Origin of the sequence: Halomarina rubra (genome assembly GCF_023699475.1) — an archaeon.
In the GTDB taxonomy this organism is placed as follows: Archaea; Halobacteriota; Halobacteria; order Halobacteriales; family Haloarculaceae; genus Halomarina; species Halomarina rubra.
Genome location: NZ_JALXFV010000003.1, coordinates 195873 through 213239 on the forward strand (window position 1 = coordinate 195873; position 17367 = coordinate 213239).

The window sequence follows — 17367 nt, forward strand, 5'->3', positions numbered from 1 at the left end:
GCCGACGCGCCGCCCGCGTCGGCGAACGTCTCGGCGAGGATGCGCGTCTTCTCGTTGGTGGAGGCGGTCGCCTCCAGTCGCTGGTAGACGTCGACCAGCGCGGCGTACTCCATTACTTCGAACGAGAGGTCGCGGACGCAAAAGCGCACACCCGGCCAGCGACACGCGTCGGTTCGGACGCCCGTACGGCCGTTCAGACCGTCTCCAGGACGCCCCGCATCGCCGTCGCCACCTCCGAGAACTCCGCGATGGGCATCCGGTCGGTCGTCGCGAACGCGCCGTGCCCGTCGGCGATGACCCGAATCAGGTAGCCGTTCGAGAACGCCCGTACCGTGAACGCGTACTCGCCGAGTTCGGAGTTACCGTAGTCGCCGACGGCGTCGAACCAGAGGCGTTCGAACGCGACGAACCGTTCGACGTCCGCGTCCCGTTCGAGGTCCGACCGTAGATACAGCTGTTCGTGGTCGGTCGGCGAGAACGAGACGAGGCTCCGCAGGTCGTCGCCGATGGCCGTCCGGGCGGCGGACACCAGCGGCTCTCGAAGTGATTCGTAGTCGGCCATGGACGGCGGTAGGTCGCCGACGAGCATACCCGTGACGCACCGTGACACACCCGTCGAGCGGCCGCCACCGGCCGACAGTCACCGAACCCTCGGCCACGCCCGACCGTCCACCGACGCCGCCTCACCACTCGGTGAGCGCGCCGCGGCCGTGGGTCCACGAGAGAACGCCGAGGAACGTCGCCACCGCCGACAGCGCCGCGGCCCCGCCCAGGAAGAACACCCAGTCGATACCGGGGCCGGCGGTGAGCAACCCGGCCGCGAGCGGTGCGAGGACGCTCCCCGGCCGCCAGACGAGTTCGCGGATACCGAAACTGGAGGCGACGCCGCCGTCGTCGGTTCCCTCGTCGGCGAACAGCGCCATGCTGGCGGGTTCGCGGACGGAGTCGGCGACCCCGAGCAGGCCGTTACAGACGACCAGCGGGACGAACGCCGGCGAGAGGTCGCCGAGGTACGGCACCTGCGTCGGCGCGCCGAGCGCGAGGCCGATGTCGGGGGTGAACGGCACGGCCAACGCGACCAGCCCGTACGCGCCGCCGCCGAGGAAGACGAACAGCGCGCGGCCGTAGCGGTCCGAGAGCGACCCGCTGTAGGGTTGGCAGAGCATGTTCGTCAGCTTCTCGGCGACGGCGACGACGCCGACGACGAGCGCGGCGTAGCCCAACCCACCGTTGGCGACTTCGAGGCCCGCGTAGACGAGCACCCAACTGCGCACGAGCGTCACCGCGACGGAGTACTGTGCGCGAAACGAGGTGAGCGTCAACAGCCGCTCGTTGAGCGCGAGGCCCGCGAACGGGTTGCCGCGGATGCGCGTCCCGTCGCGCTCGACGAAGCCGTAGACGCCGAGCGTGGCGACGACCAACAGCCCGACGAGTACGCCGTACACCACGTCGAAGCCGTACTGCTGGTAGAGGAAACCCGCCGAGAGCGCCCCGCCGACCCCCGCCGCCAGTCGGAAGGCGTTGGCCCGCCCGATGCGGTTGGCGCGCTCGTCGTCGGGTGCGAGTTCCCCGACCATCGCCAGCGAGAGGATGCCCGTCGCCGTCGCGCCCAGCCCCTGCAACCCGCGAGCGACGACCAGCCCGAGACTCCCGCTCGCCAGCGAGAACGAGGCGTACGCCAGCACCGAGAGCACCAGCCCCACGAGCAGCACGTCGCGTTTGTCGTAGCGGTCACCCGCCCACGCGACGGGGACGACGGCGGCCGTCTGGGCGACGGTGAACCCGGTGTAGAACAGTCCGAGGACGAGGCCGGAGGGGTCGTAGAGGTTGATGTACGTCGGCAGGAGGGTGGCGAGCGTCGCGAAACCGAAGCCCGCGGCGAACCGCGTCAGATACAGCGCACCGAACTGCAACCTGTCGTCGACACCCGCCCCATCCTTCATACGAGCGCTCCGGCCAGCGCGCGAAAAGGGCTTGCGAACCGTGACCGTCGGCCTGAGCGACCGATGCGGGACGTCTCGCTCGCGTAGCGTGCGGGAGTCGCGCGACTCACGGTTCGGTTCCACTCACCGTCCGCTGCTCTGCGACGCTCGCTCCCTCCGGTCGCTCCGGAAGGCTCGCGCTGCTCGCGGGAACTCCGAATCGCGCTACTCGGCCTCGTCCCCGACCACGACGTGCTCCTCGACGACCATCTGGAGCATCCGGTCGCCGGTGAACTCGGCGATGTTCCGGGCGGTCTCCGCGCCCTCGGGGGAGTCCATCGCCGCGTTCAGCGCCGCCTCGTCGTCGAAGTACAGCTGTGCGAACCCGTCGTACTGCGAGCGGCCGGGGTCCGAGGGGAAGGAGACGGTGTAGCGTCGCAACCCCGGGAGTTCGCTCGCGACCGGCGCGTGGTCGTCGAGCCAGTAGTCACGGAACTCCTCGAAGGACATCCCGTCGGCACGGGAGAGCCCGAAGACGAGTTTGTGCATGGCGCGAGTGGGAGACGACCCGACGTAACTGTTCGGGGCCGTGACACCCTCGCTGCCGCGTAGTCCGGCGAATTGATAAGCACCCCCCGAGAACCGGCGAGCAATGGAGTGTGACAGACGCACGTTCGTTCGAGCGACCGTGGCGGCCGGTGCGGCCGCCGCAGGGACGACCGGCGCAGCCGTCGCCGGAGCACAGGAGACCGAAGGCGGCAACGAGTCACAGAACGGGACCGAGAGCGGTGGCGCGGGCAACCAGAGCGGCAACGCCAGCGGTGAGGGCGGCGAAGGCGAGGGGGCCGGCCCGGAGTCGGAAGCGCCGCCCATCGACATGCAGTCGTTGACGGTCATCTTCGGGGCGGCCGTGATGGCCGCGCTGTCGCCCATCGTGTTCGGGGCGCTGTTGCTCCTTCGCGGGCGCGGCGGGAGCGACGGCGACGACGAGACGCCGAGCGGCGGGAAGCGCTACGGCGGCGGCTCCTCGTGAGCGACTGCGGGAGGTGGGGAGACCGCACCACCCGCGACGTTAAGCGCGCGCCGACCCACTGCCGGGTATGAGCGGCCTGTCGCTCGACCCCGAGCAGTTGGACCGGTACTCCCGACACATCATCATGGACGAAGTGGGGCCGGAGGGCCAACAGCGACTGCTCGACTCGCGCATCCTCTGTCTCGGCGCGGGCGGCCTCGGCTCCCCTGTCATCCAGTACCTCGCGGCGGCGGGCGTCGGCACCATCGGTATCGCCGACGACGACGTCGTCGAGCGCTCGAACCTCCAGCGGCAGGTCGTCCACGGCGAGAGCGACATCGGCCGCCCGAAGGTCGACTCCGCCGCCGACTTCGTCGCCGAGCAGAACCCCGACGTGGCAGTCGAGCGCCACGAGACGCGGGTCACCAGCGAGAACGTCGAGGACCTCGTCGCGGAGTACGACGTCGTCGTCGACGGCTCGGACAACTTCTCGACGCGCTACCTCGTCAACGACGCCTGCACGCTCGCGGGCGTCCCGTTCTCCCACGGCGCTATCCTCAAGTTCGAAGGCCAGGTGACGACGTTCGAGGCCCGCGAGGAGTCGCCGTGTTATCGCTGTATCTTCCCCGAAGCGCCACCGGCCGGCAGCGTCCCCTCCTGTGCCGAAGCGGGCGTGCTGGGCGTCCTCCCCGGCACCGTCGGCTGCATCCAGGCGACCGAAGCCGTCAAACTCGCGATGGGCTACGGCGAGACCCTCGACGGCCGTCTCGTGCTCTACGACGCCGCCGACATGACGTTCGACACCGCCGAAATCCGCAAGAACCCGAACTGCCCGGTGTGTGGCGAGAACCCCGACATCGGGTCGGTCCACGACGTCGAGTACACGGACACCTGCGCCATCGGTGACTGAGTGCGCGGTTCGGAACGAACGCAGTGAGCGAGAACCGCGGGGAACGCGAACGGCGAAGGAGAACCGCACGAGTGCGACCGACGGGGAAGCGAGCCGCGACCCCGTCACTCGACGCTGACGACCAACGAGTCGAAGCGCTCGCCCGTCCAGCGCCACGCGCCGAGTCGTGGCTCCGCCTCGGCCAGCGAGACGATGCAGTACACCGCGTCGGGCCACGTCGCCTGAGCCTCGTCGGTCGCGCTCGGCCCCGCCGGTCCCCGCGGGTGGGAGTGGTAGAACCCGACGACGTCGTCGCCGTCGTCCTCGACGGTCTGGAGCGCCTCGAACTGCGCCGCCGGGTCGAGCTGGTAGCGCGTCTCGGGCGTCGCCGCGACGTTCGGCACGCGCTCGACGCGGGTGACACGGGCCGGGTCGCCGTCGCGCCGCTCGCGCCCGCCGAGGACGCCACACACCTCCTCGGGGGACCCCTCGCGAGCGTGTGTCACCAACGCGTCGCGGACCGCGGGGGTGAGGACGAATCGCTCCATCAGTCGCCCGCGGCCGGTTCGGCGCGCAACTCGTCGAGCGGCCGGGCGACGTCAGCGGGGGGCGACTCGAACCGGTCGGGGTGGAGCAGCCCAGCGAGGTGTTCGAGCGTGTCGACGAGTCGCGGCCCGGGACGGTTGACGTAGTGGTGGCCGTCCATCGCGAACGCGCGACCCTCCCGAACTGCTGGGAGGTCGTCGAACCCGTCGCGGTCGGTGAGGTCCGCGAGGTTCTCGCGGGTCTGGTCGAGTTCGAACCCACACGGCGCGGCGACGAGGACGTCGGGGGCGGTCTCACGCACCGTCTCCCACTCGCGGGGCGTCGACGCCTCGGCGGCCAACAGGAACTCCCCACCCGCGTACTCGACCAGTTCGGGCGTCCAGTGGCCCGCCGTCATCACGGGGTCGAGCCAGTCGAGGACGACGGTTCGCGGCCGCTCGGACGTGGAGAGTCCGTCGGTTCGCTCGCGGACCGCCGCGACGCGCGCTCGCAGGTCCGCGACGACTCGCTCGGCGCGCTCCTCGCGGCCCGTCGCCCGCCCGAGTCGCTGGAGGTCGTCGAACACGTCGTCGAGGCCGTGGGGGTCGAGCGTCAGCACCTCGCAGTCCAGGTCGAGGGCGGCGATGGCGTCGTGGACGACCACCTCGTCGACCGCACAGACGTCGCACAACCCCTGCGTGACGACGAGGTCCGGGTCCGCCTCTCGGAGCACGTCGCGGTCGATGGCGTAGACGCCCTCGCCGGCCGCTTCGACGGCCCGTACCTGCGTGTCGATGTCGCCGCTCGACGCCGCGGCGTCGACACGTGTCCCGACGACCGACGGCTTCTCGGTCGCCGCGGGGGGCCAGTCGCACTCGTGGGAGACCGCCACCGGGTCGAGACCGAGCGCGTAGACGAGTTCCGTCGCCGACGGAAGCAACGAGACGATGTTCATACCTCGCCTACGGCGCTCACGTCCGTAAATCCGAGCGCCCCACCGACCCATCCGTTTCGAGTAGAGAGACAGTCACACCGAGAGAAAGTATTTACCGTCGTGTACGAAAGGACGAGTATGCAGTCCCTCCAGACCACCGAGACTCGCGCCGCCGTTCGGGCCGCCGCCGAAGATGGCGTCCGAGCGTACCTCGCGGCCCGCCGCCGGGACCGAGACCGCTGAGCGACCGCCGCTACCCTCAATCTCGCTGCGCGCCTACCACCAGCGATCGCGATGACTCGTCTCCGACTCGGGGTGGTTCCCGAAGCGTACACGCTCGTCCGCGTCGCGTTCGACGAACGCACACCACGGCGGGTGACCGCACTCGTCCTCGCGCTGGTCGCGTACCTGCTCGTCCCGGTCGACCTGATTCCGGACGTCGCGCTCGGAGTGGGGTGGCTCGACGACCTCGCACTGGGCGTCGCCGTCCACCGACTCGTCCTCGGTCGCGTCCCCGAAACGGTGGTCGCCGAACATCGGGCCGCGGCCCGTGAGCACGCGTTCGCGGCCGGGGCCGTCGCACTCGGTGCGCTCCTGGCGGTCGGCGTACTCGCGGCGTGGAGTCTCGGCTTCGTCTGAGCGGGGCACGCGTCACCGGCACCGAGCGACCGCCGCCGAACCGACGCACCTACCCCACCCGCCGGCCTAGCACCGCCGATGGAGGAGTACCGCGTCCTCGCGAGCCCCCGCGACCCCGACGAACGCCTGTTGCTCGACACCGCGGCCGACCCGACGTTCGTCCCCGCGTCGGCGCTCGACGGCGTCGACCCGGGCAACCGCGTCAGGGCGGCACTCGACTGGACCACCGGAAGGGAGGACGGCCCCGCCGTGACCGAGTTCGAGGTCGTCGACTCGACCCGGTTTCGCTTCCGACGGGACGTGACGCCGCTGTTCGAAGCCGCCGCCGACTGCTGGCAGCGCGCGATGGCCGACGGCGAGGCGATGGACACCCGCGTGCTCCGGAACACCGACGCCGACCCCGTGGGCCTCGTCGTCGTCTTCGCCGAGCAACCCGGCGCGCGCGACCTGTTCGGCGAGTTCGAGGACGGGACGAAGCCACTCGACCCACTGTTGGAGGGTGTGCCATCCGAACCGCCGTACGAGGTGTTCGTCCTCGACCCCGCGGAGCACCGCTGTGTCGCCGTCACCGTCGCGTTCGACCCCCAGGGACGGTTCGCGGACACGATGCGCGACACGTACTGCTGAGTCGTCGGGGCCGCACACACCGACGGCCTCGCCCGCGGCGCTTTTTACCCCTCCCGACGTGCTCGGAGTATGCCCCGGCCCATCGACGAGGCGCTCTACCACCACCTGGAGAGCCAACTGATGAGTCGGAACGTCTACCTCACCGCGGCGGGCGTCGTCGACGGCACGCTCGAACTCGTCTACGAGACGGTGATGCCCGAAGGTGGGATGGACCCCCGACAGGTGGGAAGCGTCGTCGTCATCCTCCGCGAGTTCGAGGGGTGGGAGCCACGGGACGTCGCCGCGACGGCGACCAACGCCGACGGCGTCGTCCACGGGACGTGGTTCGTCGACGAGTCGTGGCTGCGCGACCTGGAGGCGGGCGACCTCTCGGAGGAGGAGTTCTCGACGCTCGCCATCGACGCGGTGCGGTCGTGGGGACCACGAACCGAGGGGTGACGGGACCGCTCCGCGAGCGCCAGTGAGGGCCAACTACCGGACGGAACGCGTGACACTCACCGCAGTCGACGGCTCGGCCCCTCCGGTTATCTCGCTCGGACGTGACAGCAGTGCATGGATTTCGAGTCGACCGTCTCGCGGGCGAAAGCGACCTTGGCCCTGTTCAGCGAGAAGAACGTCACGTTCCTCGCCGGGAGCATCGCCTACAGCGCGTTCGTCTCGCTGGTGCCGCTGGTGATGTTCTTCTTCCTCGCGGTCTCGGTGGCCGGCGCGCCCGAACTCCAGGACCGAATCGTCGAGGTCGCCACGAACAGCGTCTCGCCCTCCGTCGGCGAGATAATCGGCGTGATGATCGACTCACAGAGCAGTTCCGGGACCGGGTCGACCGTCGGCGCGTCCATCATCGGGGTGCTCACGCTCACCTGGGGTGCGATCAAGGTGTTCCGCGGGCTCGACACCGCGTTCTCGGAGATCTACGAGACGACCGCCAAGGAGTCGTTCGTCGGCCAGCTCAAGAAGAGCCTGCTGATACTCGTCGTCCTCACGGTCGGTATCGTCGCGATGGTCGGGGCGACCAGCGTCGTCGCGTTCCTCTCGTTCGTCCCGCTCATCCACGTCGTCGTTCCGCTGTTGCTCGTCGTCGGCCTCGCCCTCGCGTTCCTCCCGATGTACTACCTGTTCCCCGACGTCGACCACAGCCCACGGGACGTGCTCCCCGGGACGGTGTTCGCGGCCGTCGGCTGGACGCTGTTGCAGGTGCTGTTCCAGGTGTACGTCGGCCTCACCGAGGGCGACGGGAACCTCATCGCGAGCATCCTCCTGTTCGTCACGTGGCTCTACTTCACCGGCGTCGTGCTGTTGCTCGGCGCGACGCTCAACGCGGTCGTGCTCGGCCGCGCCGAGGAGGCCGTCGGGCGGAGCGCGGACACTGCCAGCGGCGCACGGACGTGAGCCACGGTCGGAACGCCACCGCTCGGAGTGACCGGACGCGACGCCAGTGTCTCCGACGCGGGCCGGCGACTCAACAGACGGGCTTCGGGTCGACGCCCATCCCCTCCAGGGTCTCGGCGTACGCCTCGTAGGCGACCGCGACGGTCTCGACGGCGGCGGTCTCGGCGCGCTCCCAGTCGGCGTCGCTCTCACACAGCGGTTCGAGCAGTTCCGCCCCCTCGTCCGCCATCGCCTCGGTCTCGGCGCGGAGGTCGCGGAACACGTTCGCGCTGGACTCGTCCGCCTCGTTGATGAAGAAGTTGATGACCTGCAGCAGCGAGCGGGAGGCGACCAGCGGCCGGGCGACCATCCCGGCCGCGACGCGCTCGACGGTGTCGTCGAGGCCGCGCAGGTGCTCGTGGAGCGGGTCCACGTCGGCGGCGGTGGCGACGCTCGCCGACTCGTCGAGGTGGGCGACGATGCGCTCGCGGTGGTCGCGTTCGGCGTCGGCGACCCGGCCGAATGTGGTCCGGACCGTCTCGTCGGACTCGTCGCCAGCCCACTGCTCGAACGTCTCGGCGGCGCGTGCCTCCGAGCGGGCGGCGGCCGCGAGGACGTGCTCGGTGTCGAGACGAGCGTTCGTCGAGGCGACCAGCGACTTCTCGCTGCCGAGGCGGTCGAGTTCGGTCGCGGTGGCGCGCTCGACGGCGGCGGTGAACTCAGAAGCGTCCATGCGCCGACGACTCGCGCCGTGGCTATCAACCGTTCGCCCGGCTTCGGGTGTCGGTGCCCGTTCGCGTCGAACCGCACCGCTCGTCTTCCGTGCTCCCGCTCGTTCCTGCTCGTCCGGCACCGAATCACGCACACCCGCCCGCGCCGCTCGCGGCTCACGTCCGTTCACCGCTCGCAATCGCGCGATTCTCGTTCGCTGTGCTCACTCCGAAATACTCACCAGGCTCGTCTTCCGTGCTCTCTGCTCGTCTCTACTCGTCCGGCACCGAATCACGCACATCCGCCCGCGCCGCTCGCGGCTCACATCCGTTCACCGCTCGCAATCGCGCGATTCTCGTTCGCTGCGCTCACTCGAATCGCGCCGCCGAGGGGCTTATCAGACCGCCCATCGTTCGCCGAACCATGACACGGACCGACGGGGGAACGCCGTCGTTGACGGCCGAGGAACTCAAGACGCGCCTCGACGCCGACGAGTCGCTCAGGGTCCTCGACGTCAGGAACCGCGAGGAGGTCGAGGCGTGGTCGATTCCCGCGGCCGACCACGTCACCGTCCCGTACATGAAGTTCGTCGCCGCGGGCGCGACGGGCGACGTCGCGACCCTCGCCGCGGACAACGGTCTCGACGACGGTACCGACCTCGTCGTCGTCTGTGCGGAGGGGAAGGCGAGCGCGGAGGTGGCGGACTCGCTGCGCGAGGCGGGCGTCGACGCCGTCAACCTCGCCGACGGGATGGAGGGGTGGGCACGCCTCTACGAAGCGACGCCGTTCGAGGAGACCCCGCGACTGGTCCAGTACGTCCGCCCCTCCTCGGGGTGTCTCTCCTATCTCGTCGTCTCGGGCGAGGAGGCGGTCGTCGTCGACCCGCTGCGGGCGTTCACCGACCGGTATTTCGCCGACGCCGCCGAGTTGGGCGCAGAACTGCGCTACGCTATCGACACGCACGTCCACGCCGACCACGTCAGCGGCCTCCGGACGCTCGCCGACGAGGGCGTCGAGGCGGTCCTCCCGAGCGGGGCGACCGACCGCGGTCTCGCGGACCCCGAGCGGTTCACGCTCCTCCCACCCGGCGGGACGCTCACCGTCGGCCGGACTGAGCTCGAAGCGGTCGCCACGCCCGGCCACACCAGCGAGATGACCGCCTACCGCGTCGGCGACGTGTTGCTCACCGGCGACGGCGTGTTCGCCGAGCGCGTCCCGCGGCCGGACCTCGAAGCCGGCGCAGCGGGCGCGACCGACCACGCTCGCGACCTCCACCGGACGCTCACCCAGCGGCTCAGCGTCCTCCCCGACGCGATGCGTGTCGCACCGGGCCACTACGACCCCGACGACGGCGACGGTGAGAACGCCCACATCTCGACGCTCGGACGGGTCCGCGCACTCCCCGTCTTCGACATGGACGCCGAGGCGTTCGTCGACTACGTCACCGACCGGATGGGCGCGCGGCCCGCGAACTACGAGCGTATTATCGCCGTGAACCTCGGGCAGGAGACCGTCGACGACGAAGAGGCGTTCGAACTCGAACTCGGTCCGAACAACTGCGCGGCGGGATGAGCGAGCGACCCGAGGTGGACGTCGACGCCGCGACCGTCCGGGAGTACCTGCTGGCCGAGCGCCACGCGGTCTGGCAGGCGACCCTCGACTGCGCCGACGCGCTCGCCGAGACGGGCGACACCAGCGCCGACCGCTTCGAGCGGGTGCTTCGGGAGTACGGCGTCGTCGACGCGCTCCCCGGCGTGTTGGCCGGAGCGGTCGAGGCGCTGGGAGCACAGTTGCCCGCCGAACCGGTCGCCGCCCCGCCGTACGTCGTCGTGACGCGGGCGGGGCCGGTCGCTCGTGCGACGCTTCCCGACCGCGGCCGACTCGTCCTCAGCGTCGAGGCGTTCGAACGACGCGACGGTGAGTGGGTCCGGGCCGGCGAGACGCCCGAGGAGGCGTTGACGGTCGAACTGCGGTAGGTCGGGGGTCGCTGGACAGTGAGCACACTCGCTCGCCGTCGCTCGCTCGCGTGAATCGCGCGAGACTCGTCGCCCTCGTCTCGCTGATTCTCGTTCACTCACTCCGTTCGCTCACGAGAACAGTTCGTACTTGTCGCGGTTGTACAGGTCGAGTTCGGCGACCATCGACGGCGACTGTTTCGCGGCGAAGACGATGGCGTCGGCCACCTCCTCGGGTTCGACGGCCTCGCCGGGGACGAACTGCTCGGCGAACGACTCGGTGCTGAACTCGGCGTCGTCGTCGCTGCTGCCGACCGAGAACTCCGTCCGAACGGCGGCGGGGTTGACGACGGTGACGGCCACCTCGCCCTCCAACTGGCCGGCGAGACTCAGCGCGAACCCGCGCGTCCACCACTTCGTCGCGGCGTAGACGGGGTTGAACGGCCGCGGGTACTGGCCCGCGAAACTGCCGACGAACACGCACACCCCGCCGGACTCCCGGAGGTGGGGCAGGGCCGCCCGCGTCGTGAGGAACATCCCGTCGACGTTCGTGTCCATCATCGTCCGGTAGTCCGCGGTGCTCATCGTCTCGACGTCCGACCCACGGGCGAGGCCGGCGTTGTTGACGAGCAGGTCGAGGCCACCGAAGCGCTCGACGGTCGCCTCGACGAGCGCCTCGACGGCGTCCTCCTCGCGCACGTCCGTCGGGACCGTCGCCGTCTCGACGTCGTGGCTCCCCTCGATAGCGTCGGCCAGTTCGTTCAGGCGCTCCTCGCGGCGTGCGGCGAGGACGACGTTCGTCCCCTCGGCAGCCAGCGCCTCCGCGGTGGCCGCTCCGATTCCAGAACTCGCACCCGTGACGATGGCGACCGACCCGCCGATGTCCTGTGACATACGCCAACGCTCGGCGTGGAGGAGCGTCGTTCTTTCGGCGAAGACGAGAGGCAGAGTCTCGGTTCGCGTTACGGCAGTTCCGCCAGCACCTCCTCGGCGTGGCCGTCCGGGGAGACGCCGTCGAACACCGCGACGACTTCGCCGTCGTGGACGACGAACGTGTTGCGGAACGTGCCGTCGAACGTCTTGCCGAACATGTTCTTCTCGCCGTAGGAGTCGTAGGCGCTCGCGACCGCACCGTCGGGGTCCGACAGCAGCGTGAACGGCAGGTCGTACTTCTCGGCGAAGTCGTCGAGGTCCTCGACCGGGTCGTCGGAGATGCCGAAGACGGGCACGTCGCGCTCGGCGAACGCCTCCCAGGAGTCACGGAAGCCACACGCCTCCGTCGTACATCCGGGCGTGTCCGCCCGCGGGTAGAAGTAGACGACCGCGGTCCCCTCCTCGGGGAGCGCGACCCACTCGCCGTGCTGGTCTCGCAGTTCGAACGTCGGGGCGTCGTCGCCGACCGAGAGCATGGCCGGGAGTTCGCCGGGACGGCCAAAGCCCTCCCGGTTCCGGAACCAGGGGCCACCCCGGGTACCGACCGGTCGCGACCGACGACACCCCTCCCGGAGTCCGGTTTTATGTCGGGGCCGCCCGACCCCGTACCATGCGACTGGAAGACAAGACGGCGTTCGTGACGGGGGCGGGACAGGGTATCGGCGAATCGACCGCGCTGCGGTTCGCCGAGGAGGGTGCGCACGTCGTCGCCTCGGACGTGAACACCGAGAGCGTGCAGGAGACCGCCGAGACCATCGAGGCCGCCGGCGGGTCGGCGGAGGCACACGACCTCGACGTCACCGACGCCGACCGGTTCCACGAGTTGGTCGACCAGGTCGCCGAGGAGCGAGGACTCGACGTCGTCGTCAACAACGCCGGCATCGGCCACCCGCCCGAGTGGATCGAGGACACCGACGAGAGCGTCTTCGACTACGTGGTGAACGTGAACGTCAAGGGCGTCTGGAACGGCTGTCACGCCGCGCTCCCCCACCTCAAGGAGCAGGGCTCGGGAGCCATCGTCAACGTCGCTTCCCTCGCTGCTATCTTCGGCCTGCCCCGCCAGGGCGTCTACTCGCTGACGAAGGGCGCAGTGCTCAACTTCACCCGGGCGGTCTCGGCGGAGGCGGGGCCGATGGGCGTCCGCGCGAACGCGGTCTGTCCCGGCTTCGTCACGACCGACCTCGGCGAGCAGTTCTTCGCCTCACGGTCGGACCCCGAGGCGGCCCGCGAGCAGATGGAACAGCGCTACGACCTCCGCCGACTCGGCGAGGCCGAGGAGATAGCGAACGCCATCCTGTTTCTCGCCAGCGACGAGGCGTCGTGGGTGACCGGCCACGGTCTCGTCGTCGACGGCGGGTTCTCGACGTCGTAACCGCGGAACGGACGGCTCCTTCGGTTACCCTGTCCTCTGCTACCAATCGTCAATCAGCTATAGGGTCGAACGGGCGGACCGTTCGGCCATGAGTCACGTCGTCGCCATCGGTGGCGGGGAGATAGCCGACGTCGAGACCGAACCCCTCGACAGGTACGTTCGTGACCTCGTCGACGCGGAGACACCGACGGCGCTGTTCGTCCCGACGGCGAGCGGCGACGCCGCGGGCTACTGTGACACCTTCGATTCGTACTACGGCGACCGCCTGGGCTGTCGGACCCGGCACCTGACGCTCCACGACGACCCCGGCCCGGAGGCGGTCGAAGCCGACCTCGACTGGGCGGACCTCGTCTACGTCGGCGGCGGGAACTCCTCGCTCCTTCTCGACACCTGGCGCGCGTTCGAGTTCGGTCGGACGCTCCGGGCGGCGTACCGGGACGGTCCTCGCCGGACTCAGCGCCGGCGCGATGTGCTGGTTCGCCAGCGGCGTGACCGACGCGGTCGGAACCGACGGGGCCGACGACGGACCGCTCGCCACCGTCGACTGTCTGGGGTGGGTCGAGGACCTCGCGTGTCTGCCACACGCGACGCCCGAGCGGCGACGCGCGTTCCGTGACGTCCTGGCGAGACGGGGCCAGGCTGGGGTCGCACTCGAAGACGGCTGTGCGCTCGAACTCACCGACGGCGAGTACCGCGTCCGCTCGGTGAGCGGGACGGAGCGAGCACACGGATACAGCTACGAGGACGGCGAACTCCGCGTCACCGAACTGGACGAGGACGGGCAGTTCCGAGACGTCGCGACGCTCCGTTGAGTCGGTTCGACTGAGGAGGTCGCCGCTCACCCGGGGGTGACGACGGTTCCGTTCCGGGCGGTCGACACCCACTCGGGGCGCTCGACGGTCGTCTCGCCGACGTCCGTGAACCGGGTTCGGCTGGTCGCCTCGACACGGACGTCCGGGTCGGTCGCGAGGTGGCCGACGTAGTCGATGCGGTAGCCCCGGACGCGACCCTCGTCGGTCATCCGTACGGTCACGGTCTGTTCGGTCACGGAGACGGGGACGTCCACGAACGTCGCGTTCGCGCTGGCCGGCGGCCGCACGTCGATGCGGAGGGTGACGGTACCCTCGCTGGCCGACACCGTCGCCGACGTCGCTCGCTCGGGCCGGTAGTACGACTCCATCGCTCCGGGAATCCGCTCGGGGCGACCCGCGAACGGCGGCACGAGGTACGTCGTCTCGTTCGGCCCGACGGCGCGGACGAGGGTCGCCGTCCCGTTGTACCACCGTTCGGTCCGCGTGACGGGGTGGTCGACGGGCCGCGTGTACAGTCCGCCCCCGGACGCCCGTGCCGTGCTCCGACTGTGGTTCGCCGAGACGCGCGTCACGCCGCTGCCGTCGACGAGTTCGGTTCCGTTGGCGGCGACGACGGTGGTGTTGCCGCGGAGCGTGAAACTGGTGTTCGCGAGCGCGTCGGCGTTCACCGCGGCGAGCGCAGTGGCGTTCGTGATACCCGACGCCGAGAGACCGGGGAGGTCGTCGGCCGGCCCGTCGGTCGGGACGGCCGCGGGTGTCGGGTTGGCGGCGTCGGTCGCCGGGTCCGAGCCGGTGAACCCGCCACAGCCGGCGAGACAGACGAGTGCAGCGAGGACGAGCGGGAGGGCACGTCGCATACGGCGTCGTTCTCCTCGACACGTGAGTACGTTGTGGTGACAGGTCACGCCGCGATGGCGTCCTCGAACTCCTCGCCGAAGACGAGGAAGAAGACGACGCCGAGAACGCCGACGGCGCTCGCGACCGTGAACGCCAGTTCCGGGGACCCAGCGTACAGCAGACCGCCGATGGCCGCACTCGGGACGACGACGAGGTTGCGCACGAGGTAGTACGACCCCGTGACGCGGCCGCCGGCGTCGGCCTCGGCGGGGCCGGCGATGAGCGCCTTGTGGGCGGGCAGGCCCGCGAACCGCAACCCCGAGAACGCGAACAGGAGCGTGACGACGACCGGGTCGGGCGGCGCGAAGACGAGCATGACGGGGAACACCGCGTAGACGGCGAACCCGAGCGCGACGACGGGTTTCAGCCCGACGCGCCGGGAGAGCGCCGCGACGGGAGCCATCGTCAGCAGGGCGACGGCCATCTCGACGGCGAGGAGGACGCCGAAGAACGCCGCCGGACCGAGGCGGCCGACGACGGGGAGCGTCACCCCCACTTCGAGGAACTCGACGACGACGATAACGAAGAACGTGTACACCATCCCGTTGGCGAACCGGACCAGAGTGTCGCCGACGAGCAGCGGCGGGAGTTCCGACGGGAGCGAGCGCAGGTCGTCGCGCACGCCGCTCACGCCCGCGAACGACTTTCCGAGCGTGTCCTCGCCGGCGTCGTAGAGGCGGTGCTGGGCGACGGTGCCGACGAACGCCACCGCGGCGGCGACGGCCAGGACGAACCGGAAGCCGTCCTCGAAGCTGTACGCCGCGAGCACGGCGGCCGCGACGAGCGGCCCGAGCAGGAACGCGAGGCGACGGACCGTCTCCGTCGAAGCGAACCCCGTCGCCAGTCGCTCGGGCGTGGTCGCTTGCTTGACGACGGCGAACGTCGCGCCGAGGCCGAACGACTTCCAGCACTGGGCGAGCAGCAGGCCGAGGAAGACGCCGACCGGAACCGTCATCTCGGGCAGCGAGACGGGGCCGAGGGCGACGGGGCCGGTCGTGACGACGCCGAACCAGTCGGCGAACAGCCAGACGAGAAAGCCCAGCGAGGAGAGCAGGCCGAACAGCGTCAGCGCCCGCCGCGAGCCGATGCGGTCGGAGACGACGCCGCCGGGGTAGGGGTACGCGAAGCTGATGACGTTGCCGAGCGTGCCGAACAGGCCGATGACGACGGCCCCGCCGCCGAGCACCCGGAGGTACTCCGGGACGTACCGACTCGTCATCTGGAAGGCGAGGCTGAACGCGAACATCGCCGCCGAGAGGACGAGCACGTCGCGCTCGAAGGAGAGGACCTGCCGGAGCACGCCTCGGACGCTCGATTCGGCCTCCGACTCCGACCCGGTAGCCATACTCCGCGTGAGACCGCCCGCGTCAAGAAGGCGTCTATGAAACCTCCCGAGGGCTCCGGAGTAGCGCCGCGGGCAGCAGGTCAGAGTGTGCGGTGCGTTACTGTGTTCGCCGGACCGCAGTGAGTGCGGTCACGGCGAGCAGTGCGAGCAGCGCCGCCACCGACGTGAAGCCGGGACCGGTCCCCGAGGACTCGGTCGTCGTCTCGCTCGCCGTCTCGCTGGCGGTCGGTTCGGGGGCGGCCGTCCCCGTCATCGTCGACTGCTGGGTCTGCTGGGCGCGTGCGACGCCCTCGACGACGATGGGGTCGGAGGTGACGCCGTCCTTGAGGGCGGTGACGTCGTGTTCGCCGTCGCTGTCGATGGGGATGCGGACGCGACCCTGCGCGTCGGTGGTGCCGACGGCCTCGCCGTCGACCTGGAGGGTCGCGTTGGCGACGGTCTCGTCGTACTCGTCGGTCACCTGGACCTCGACGGTCTGGTTGACGACGACCTGCGTGTTGGCGGGGTCGACGGTGAGCGTCGGCGTGCGCTGGATGCCGAGCACCGTCGTCTCGTCGGACTCGCCGATGGTGACGGTCTGAGTCGTCGTCTGGTAGCCGGGCTTCGAGACCCGGACCTCGAACTGGGCGTTGACCGGCACCTCGATGGCCCGCGTGCCGTCGTCGGAGGTGTTGAACTGGCCGAGCGAGCCGACCTTCACGGTGGCTCCGGAGAGCACCGGTGGCTCCTCGAAGTGGTCGTCGACGACGCCGAAGCGGGCGGTGACACGCCCCTCCTCGACGGCGACCGTCTGGATGGCGAACGACTGCTGGAGGGTCAGCGAGCGTTCGGTCGCGTAGTAGCCGGGTTTGACGACCTCGACGGTGTACTCGCCGCGCTCGATGTCCTGGGCGCGGAACCCGCCGTTGTCGTTTGTCGTCCCCTCGGCGACGGTGTCGCCGTCGCGGCTGAGGGTGACCGTCGCACCCGAGAGCGCGCCGCCCTGTTCGGCCTCGACGCGGACCGTCGCCGAACCCTTCTTCGCCACCTCGACCGTCACGTCACCGCCGTCGGCGGAGCTGACGACCTTCGGCACGTTCCGGACGTACTCGTCGTCCTCGACGTCGAGAGAAACGTCTGCACCCTGGGGCACGTCGACGAGTGCCTGGCCGTTCGAGCGGGTCGTCTCGGTCGCTTCGCCGCCGTCCCAGCTCGCGGTCAGGGTGGCACCACCCACGCTGTCACCGCTCTGGTCGACGACCGTCACCGTCAGCGTGACCTGCTGTTGGGGCGCGGCCATCGCCGTCGGGGCGACGACGGAGAGGACCACCAACAGGGCCACGAACGGGACGTACTTCGTTCGCATACAGTTCGCTGAGGAGGTTGGTTACTAATCAGTATCGTCTCACATTATTCCCCCCTCGCCCTGGGCGGTCACCGCGTGTCC

Annotated in this window: 20 protein-coding genes and 1 pseudogene; 10 read left to right on the forward strand and 11 right to left on the reverse strand. The window is 70.2% G+C overall.

The features are described 5' to 3' along the window. Nucleotides 1-193 precede the first annotated feature (193 nt). The 3 genes from M1L36_RS06195 to M1L36_RS06205 all read right to left on the reverse strand — a co-directional run bounded on the left by M1L36_RS06195 (nt 194) and on the right by M1L36_RS06205 (nt 2471). Nucleotides 194-562, reverse strand: a complete 369-nt coding sequence (locus M1L36_RS06195) for a DUF7522 family protein (protein WP_250872853.1) — start codon at nt 560-562, stop codon at nt 194-196. A gap of 121 nt (nt 563-683) precedes the next feature. After that, nucleotides 684-1943 (reverse strand): MFS transporter, encoded by a 1260-nt coding sequence (locus M1L36_RS06200; protein ID WP_250872854.1) that lies wholly within the window; start codon nt 1941-1943, stop codon nt 684-686. A 204-nt stretch (nt 1944-2147) separates the two neighbouring features. After that, nucleotides 2148-2471, reverse strand: coding sequence for an EthD family reductase (locus M1L36_RS06205; protein WP_250872855.1), 324 nt, complete (start codon nt 2469-2471; stop codon nt 2148-2150). A 103-nt stretch (nt 2472-2574) separates the two neighbouring features. Between M1L36_RS06205 and M1L36_RS06210 the strand changes: the two genes are divergently transcribed. Both M1L36_RS06210 and ubaA read left to right on the forward strand, forming a co-directional pair. Further along, nucleotides 2575-2955 (forward strand): hypothetical protein, encoded by a 381-nt coding sequence (locus M1L36_RS06210; protein ID WP_250872856.1) that lies wholly within the window; start codon nt 2575-2577, stop codon nt 2953-2955. 67 nt (nt 2956-3022) lie between these two features. Continuing rightward, the gene (ubaA, locus tag M1L36_RS06215; RefSeq protein WP_250872857.1) at nt 3023-3844 is read left to right on the forward strand and encodes an SAMP-activating enzyme E1; all 822 of its coding nucleotides are present in this window, start codon (nt 3023-3025) and stop codon (nt 3842-3844) included. A 104-nt stretch (nt 3845-3948) separates the two neighbouring features. On the opposite strand, the gene M1L36_RS06220 is transcribed toward ubaA, so the two are convergent. After that, complete coding sequence (locus M1L36_RS06220; RefSeq protein WP_250872858.1) at nt 3949-4371, reverse strand: desampylase; 423 nt, start codon at nt 4369-4371, stop codon at nt 3949-3951. Continuing rightward, complete coding sequence (locus M1L36_RS06225) at nt 4371-5303, reverse strand: ABC transporter substrate-binding protein (protein WP_250872859.1); 933 nt, start codon at nt 5301-5303, stop codon at nt 4371-4373. The genes M1L36_RS06220 and M1L36_RS06225 overlap by 1 nt, the downstream gene beginning before the upstream one ends. Nucleotides 5304-5576: 273 nt before the next feature. Here M1L36_RS06225 and M1L36_RS06230 point away from each other — a divergent pair, with 273 nt between their 5' ends. From M1L36_RS06230 to M1L36_RS06245, 4 genes are all read left to right on the forward strand, one after another. Next, nucleotides 5577-5921, forward strand: a complete 345-nt coding sequence (locus M1L36_RS06230; protein ID WP_250872860.1) for a YkvA family protein — start codon at nt 5577-5579, stop codon at nt 5919-5921. A gap of 78 nt (nt 5922-5999) precedes the next feature. Further along, nucleotides 6000-6548, forward strand: coding sequence for a DUF6663 family protein (locus M1L36_RS06235; RefSeq protein WP_250872861.1), 549 nt, complete (start codon nt 6000-6002; stop codon nt 6546-6548). Between the two features lie 69 nt (nt 6549-6617). Further along, nucleotides 6618-6986, forward strand: a complete 369-nt coding sequence (locus M1L36_RS06240; RefSeq protein ID WP_250872862.1) for a DUF8159 domain-containing protein — start codon at nt 6618-6620, stop codon at nt 6984-6986. A gap of 114 nt (nt 6987-7100) precedes the next feature. Beyond that, nucleotides 7101-7937: a YihY/virulence factor BrkB family protein gene (locus tag M1L36_RS06245; protein WP_250872863.1), complete on the forward strand. Its 837-nt coding sequence runs from the start codon at nt 7101-7103 to the stop codon at nt 7935-7937. A 70-nt stretch (nt 7938-8007) separates the two neighbouring features. Here the strand turns inward: M1L36_RS06245 and M1L36_RS06250 are convergent, their stop codons facing one another. Beyond that, a complete protein-coding gene (locus tag M1L36_RS06250) occupies nt 8008-8649 on the reverse strand; it encodes a rubrerythrin family protein (RefSeq protein WP_250872864.1) in 642 nt (213 codons plus the stop codon). Between the two features lie 401 nt (nt 8650-9050). Here M1L36_RS06250 and M1L36_RS06255 point away from each other — a divergent pair, with 401 nt between their 5' ends. Together M1L36_RS06255 and M1L36_RS06260 are read left to right on the forward strand one after the other, a co-directional pair. Continuing rightward, nucleotides 9051-10199 carry an MBL fold metallo-hydrolase gene (locus tag M1L36_RS06255; protein WP_250872865.1) on the forward strand — a complete coding sequence of 383 codons (1149 nt, stop codon included), beginning with the start codon at nt 9051-9053 and terminating at the stop codon, nt 10197-10199. Continuing rightward, on the forward strand, nt 10196-10603 hold the full coding sequence (locus tag M1L36_RS06260) for a DUF7988 family protein (protein WP_250872866.1): 408 nt from the start codon (nt 10196-10198) through the stop codon (nt 10601-10603). Before M1L36_RS06255 ends, M1L36_RS06260 begins: the two co-directional genes overlap by 4 nt. A 111-nt stretch (nt 10604-10714) precedes the next feature. Here the strand turns inward: M1L36_RS06260 and M1L36_RS06265 are convergent, their stop codons facing one another. Then, entirely contained in the window at nt 10715-11476 is a 762-nt protein-coding gene (locus M1L36_RS06265; RefSeq protein WP_250872867.1) for an SDR family oxidoreductase, read from the reverse strand. A 68-nt stretch (nt 11477-11544) separates the two neighbouring features. Beyond that, nucleotides 11545-11991, reverse strand: coding sequence for a peroxiredoxin (locus M1L36_RS06270; RefSeq protein ID WP_250872868.1), 447 nt, complete (start codon nt 11989-11991; stop codon nt 11545-11547). A gap of 134 nt (nt 11992-12125) precedes the next feature. On the opposite strand from M1L36_RS06270, the gene M1L36_RS06275 reads away from it, so the two are divergent. Beyond that, entirely contained in the window at nt 12126-12887 is a 762-nt protein-coding gene (locus tag M1L36_RS06275) for an SDR family NAD(P)-dependent oxidoreductase (RefSeq protein WP_250872869.1), read from the forward strand. An 88-nt stretch (nt 12888-12975) separates the two neighbouring features. After that, a pseudogene (locus M1L36_RS06280) lies at nt 12976-13522 on the forward strand (Type 1 glutamine amidotransferase-like domain-containing protein); the annotation flags it as partial. Between the two features lie 203 nt (nt 13523-13725). Here M1L36_RS06280 and M1L36_RS06285 read toward each other — a convergent pair. The 3 genes from M1L36_RS06285 to M1L36_RS06295 all read right to left on the reverse strand — a co-directional run bounded on the left by M1L36_RS06285 (nt 13726) and on the right by M1L36_RS06295 (nt 17286). Further along, a complete protein-coding gene (locus M1L36_RS06285; RefSeq protein ID WP_250872871.1) occupies nt 13726-14556 on the reverse strand; it encodes a DUF7537 family lipoprotein in 831 nt (276 codons plus the stop codon). A 44-nt stretch (nt 14557-14600) separates the two neighbouring features. Continuing rightward, on the reverse strand, nt 14601-15941 hold the full coding sequence (locus tag M1L36_RS06290) for an MFS transporter (RefSeq protein ID WP_250872872.1): 1341 nt from the start codon (nt 15939-15941) through the stop codon (nt 14601-14603). A gap of 97 nt (nt 15942-16038) precedes the next feature. Next, nucleotides 16039-17286 carry a carboxypeptidase-like regulatory domain-containing protein gene (locus tag M1L36_RS06295; protein ID WP_250872873.1) on the reverse strand — a complete coding sequence of 416 codons (1248 nt, stop codon included), beginning with the start codon at nt 17284-17286 and terminating at the stop codon, nt 16039-16041. Between the last annotated feature and the right edge of the window lie 81 nt (nt 17287-17367).

Excerpts from the sequence above, each read along its gene's own strand:
- M1L36_RS06290 (WP_250872872.1), bottom strand. The coding sequence starts at position 15,941 with ATGGCTACCGGGTCGGAGTCGGAGGCCGAATCGAGCGTCCGAGGCGTG.
- M1L36_RS06250 (WP_250872864.1), bottom strand. The coding sequence starts at position 8,649 with ATGGACGCTTCTGAGTTCACCGCCGCCGTCGAGCGCGCCACCGCGACC.
- M1L36_RS06275 (WP_250872869.1), top strand. The coding sequence starts at position 12,126 with ATGCGACTGGAAGACAAGACGGCGTTCGTGACGGGGGCGGGACAGGGT.
- M1L36_RS06285 (WP_250872871.1), bottom strand. The coding sequence starts at position 14,556 with ATGCGACGTGCCCTCCCGCTCGTCCTCGCTGCACTCGTCTGTCTCGCC.
- M1L36_RS06265 (WP_250872867.1), bottom strand. The coding sequence starts at position 11,476 with ATGTCACAGGACATCGGCGGGTCGGTCGCCATCGTCACGGGTGCGAGT.
- M1L36_RS06245 (WP_250872863.1), top strand. The coding sequence starts at position 7,101 with ATGGATTTCGAGTCGACCGTCTCGCGGGCGAAAGCGACCTTGGCCCTG.
- ubaA (WP_250872857.1), top strand. The coding sequence starts at position 3,023 with ATGAGCGGCCTGTCGCTCGACCCCGAGCAGTTGGACCGGTACTCCCGA.
- M1L36_RS06235 (WP_250872861.1), top strand. The coding sequence starts at position 6,000 with ATGGAGGAGTACCGCGTCCTCGCGAGCCCCCGCGACCCCGACGAACGC.
- M1L36_RS06295 (WP_250872873.1), bottom strand. The coding sequence starts at position 17,286 with ATGCGAACGAAGTACGTCCCGTTCGTGGCCCTGTTGGTGGTCCTCTCC.
- M1L36_RS06255 (WP_250872865.1), top strand. The coding sequence starts at position 9,051 with ATGACACGGACCGACGGGGGAACGCCGTCGTTGACGGCCGAGGAACTC.
- M1L36_RS06270 (WP_250872868.1), bottom strand. The coding sequence starts at position 11,991 with ATGCTCTCGGTCGGCGACGACGCCCCGACGTTCGAACTGCGAGACCAG.
- M1L36_RS06260 (WP_250872866.1), top strand. The coding sequence starts at position 10,196 with ATGAGCGAGCGACCCGAGGTGGACGTCGACGCCGCGACCGTCCGGGAG.
- M1L36_RS06195 (WP_250872853.1), bottom strand. The coding sequence starts at position 562 with ATGGCCGACTACGAATCACTTCGAGAGCCGCTGGTGTCCGCCGCCCGG.
- M1L36_RS06225 (WP_250872859.1), bottom strand. The coding sequence starts at position 5,303 with ATGAACATCGTCTCGTTGCTTCCGTCGGCGACGGAACTCGTCTACGCG.
- M1L36_RS06230 (WP_250872860.1), top strand. The coding sequence starts at position 5,577 with ATGACTCGTCTCCGACTCGGGGTGGTTCCCGAAGCGTACACGCTCGTC.
- M1L36_RS06210 (WP_250872856.1), top strand. The coding sequence starts at position 2,575 with ATGGAGTGTGACAGACGCACGTTCGTTCGAGCGACCGTGGCGGCCGGT.
- M1L36_RS06240 (WP_250872862.1), top strand. The coding sequence starts at position 6,618 with ATGCCCCGGCCCATCGACGAGGCGCTCTACCACCACCTGGAGAGCCAA.
- M1L36_RS06200 (WP_250872854.1), bottom strand. The coding sequence starts at position 1,943 with ATGAAGGATGGGGCGGGTGTCGACGACAGGTTGCAGTTCGGTGCGCTG.
- M1L36_RS06220 (WP_250872858.1), bottom strand. The coding sequence starts at position 4,371 with ATGGAGCGATTCGTCCTCACCCCCGCGGTCCGCGACGCGTTGGTGACA.
- M1L36_RS06205 (WP_250872855.1), bottom strand. The coding sequence starts at position 2,471 with ATGCACAAACTCGTCTTCGGGCTCTCCCGTGCCGACGGGATGTCCTTC.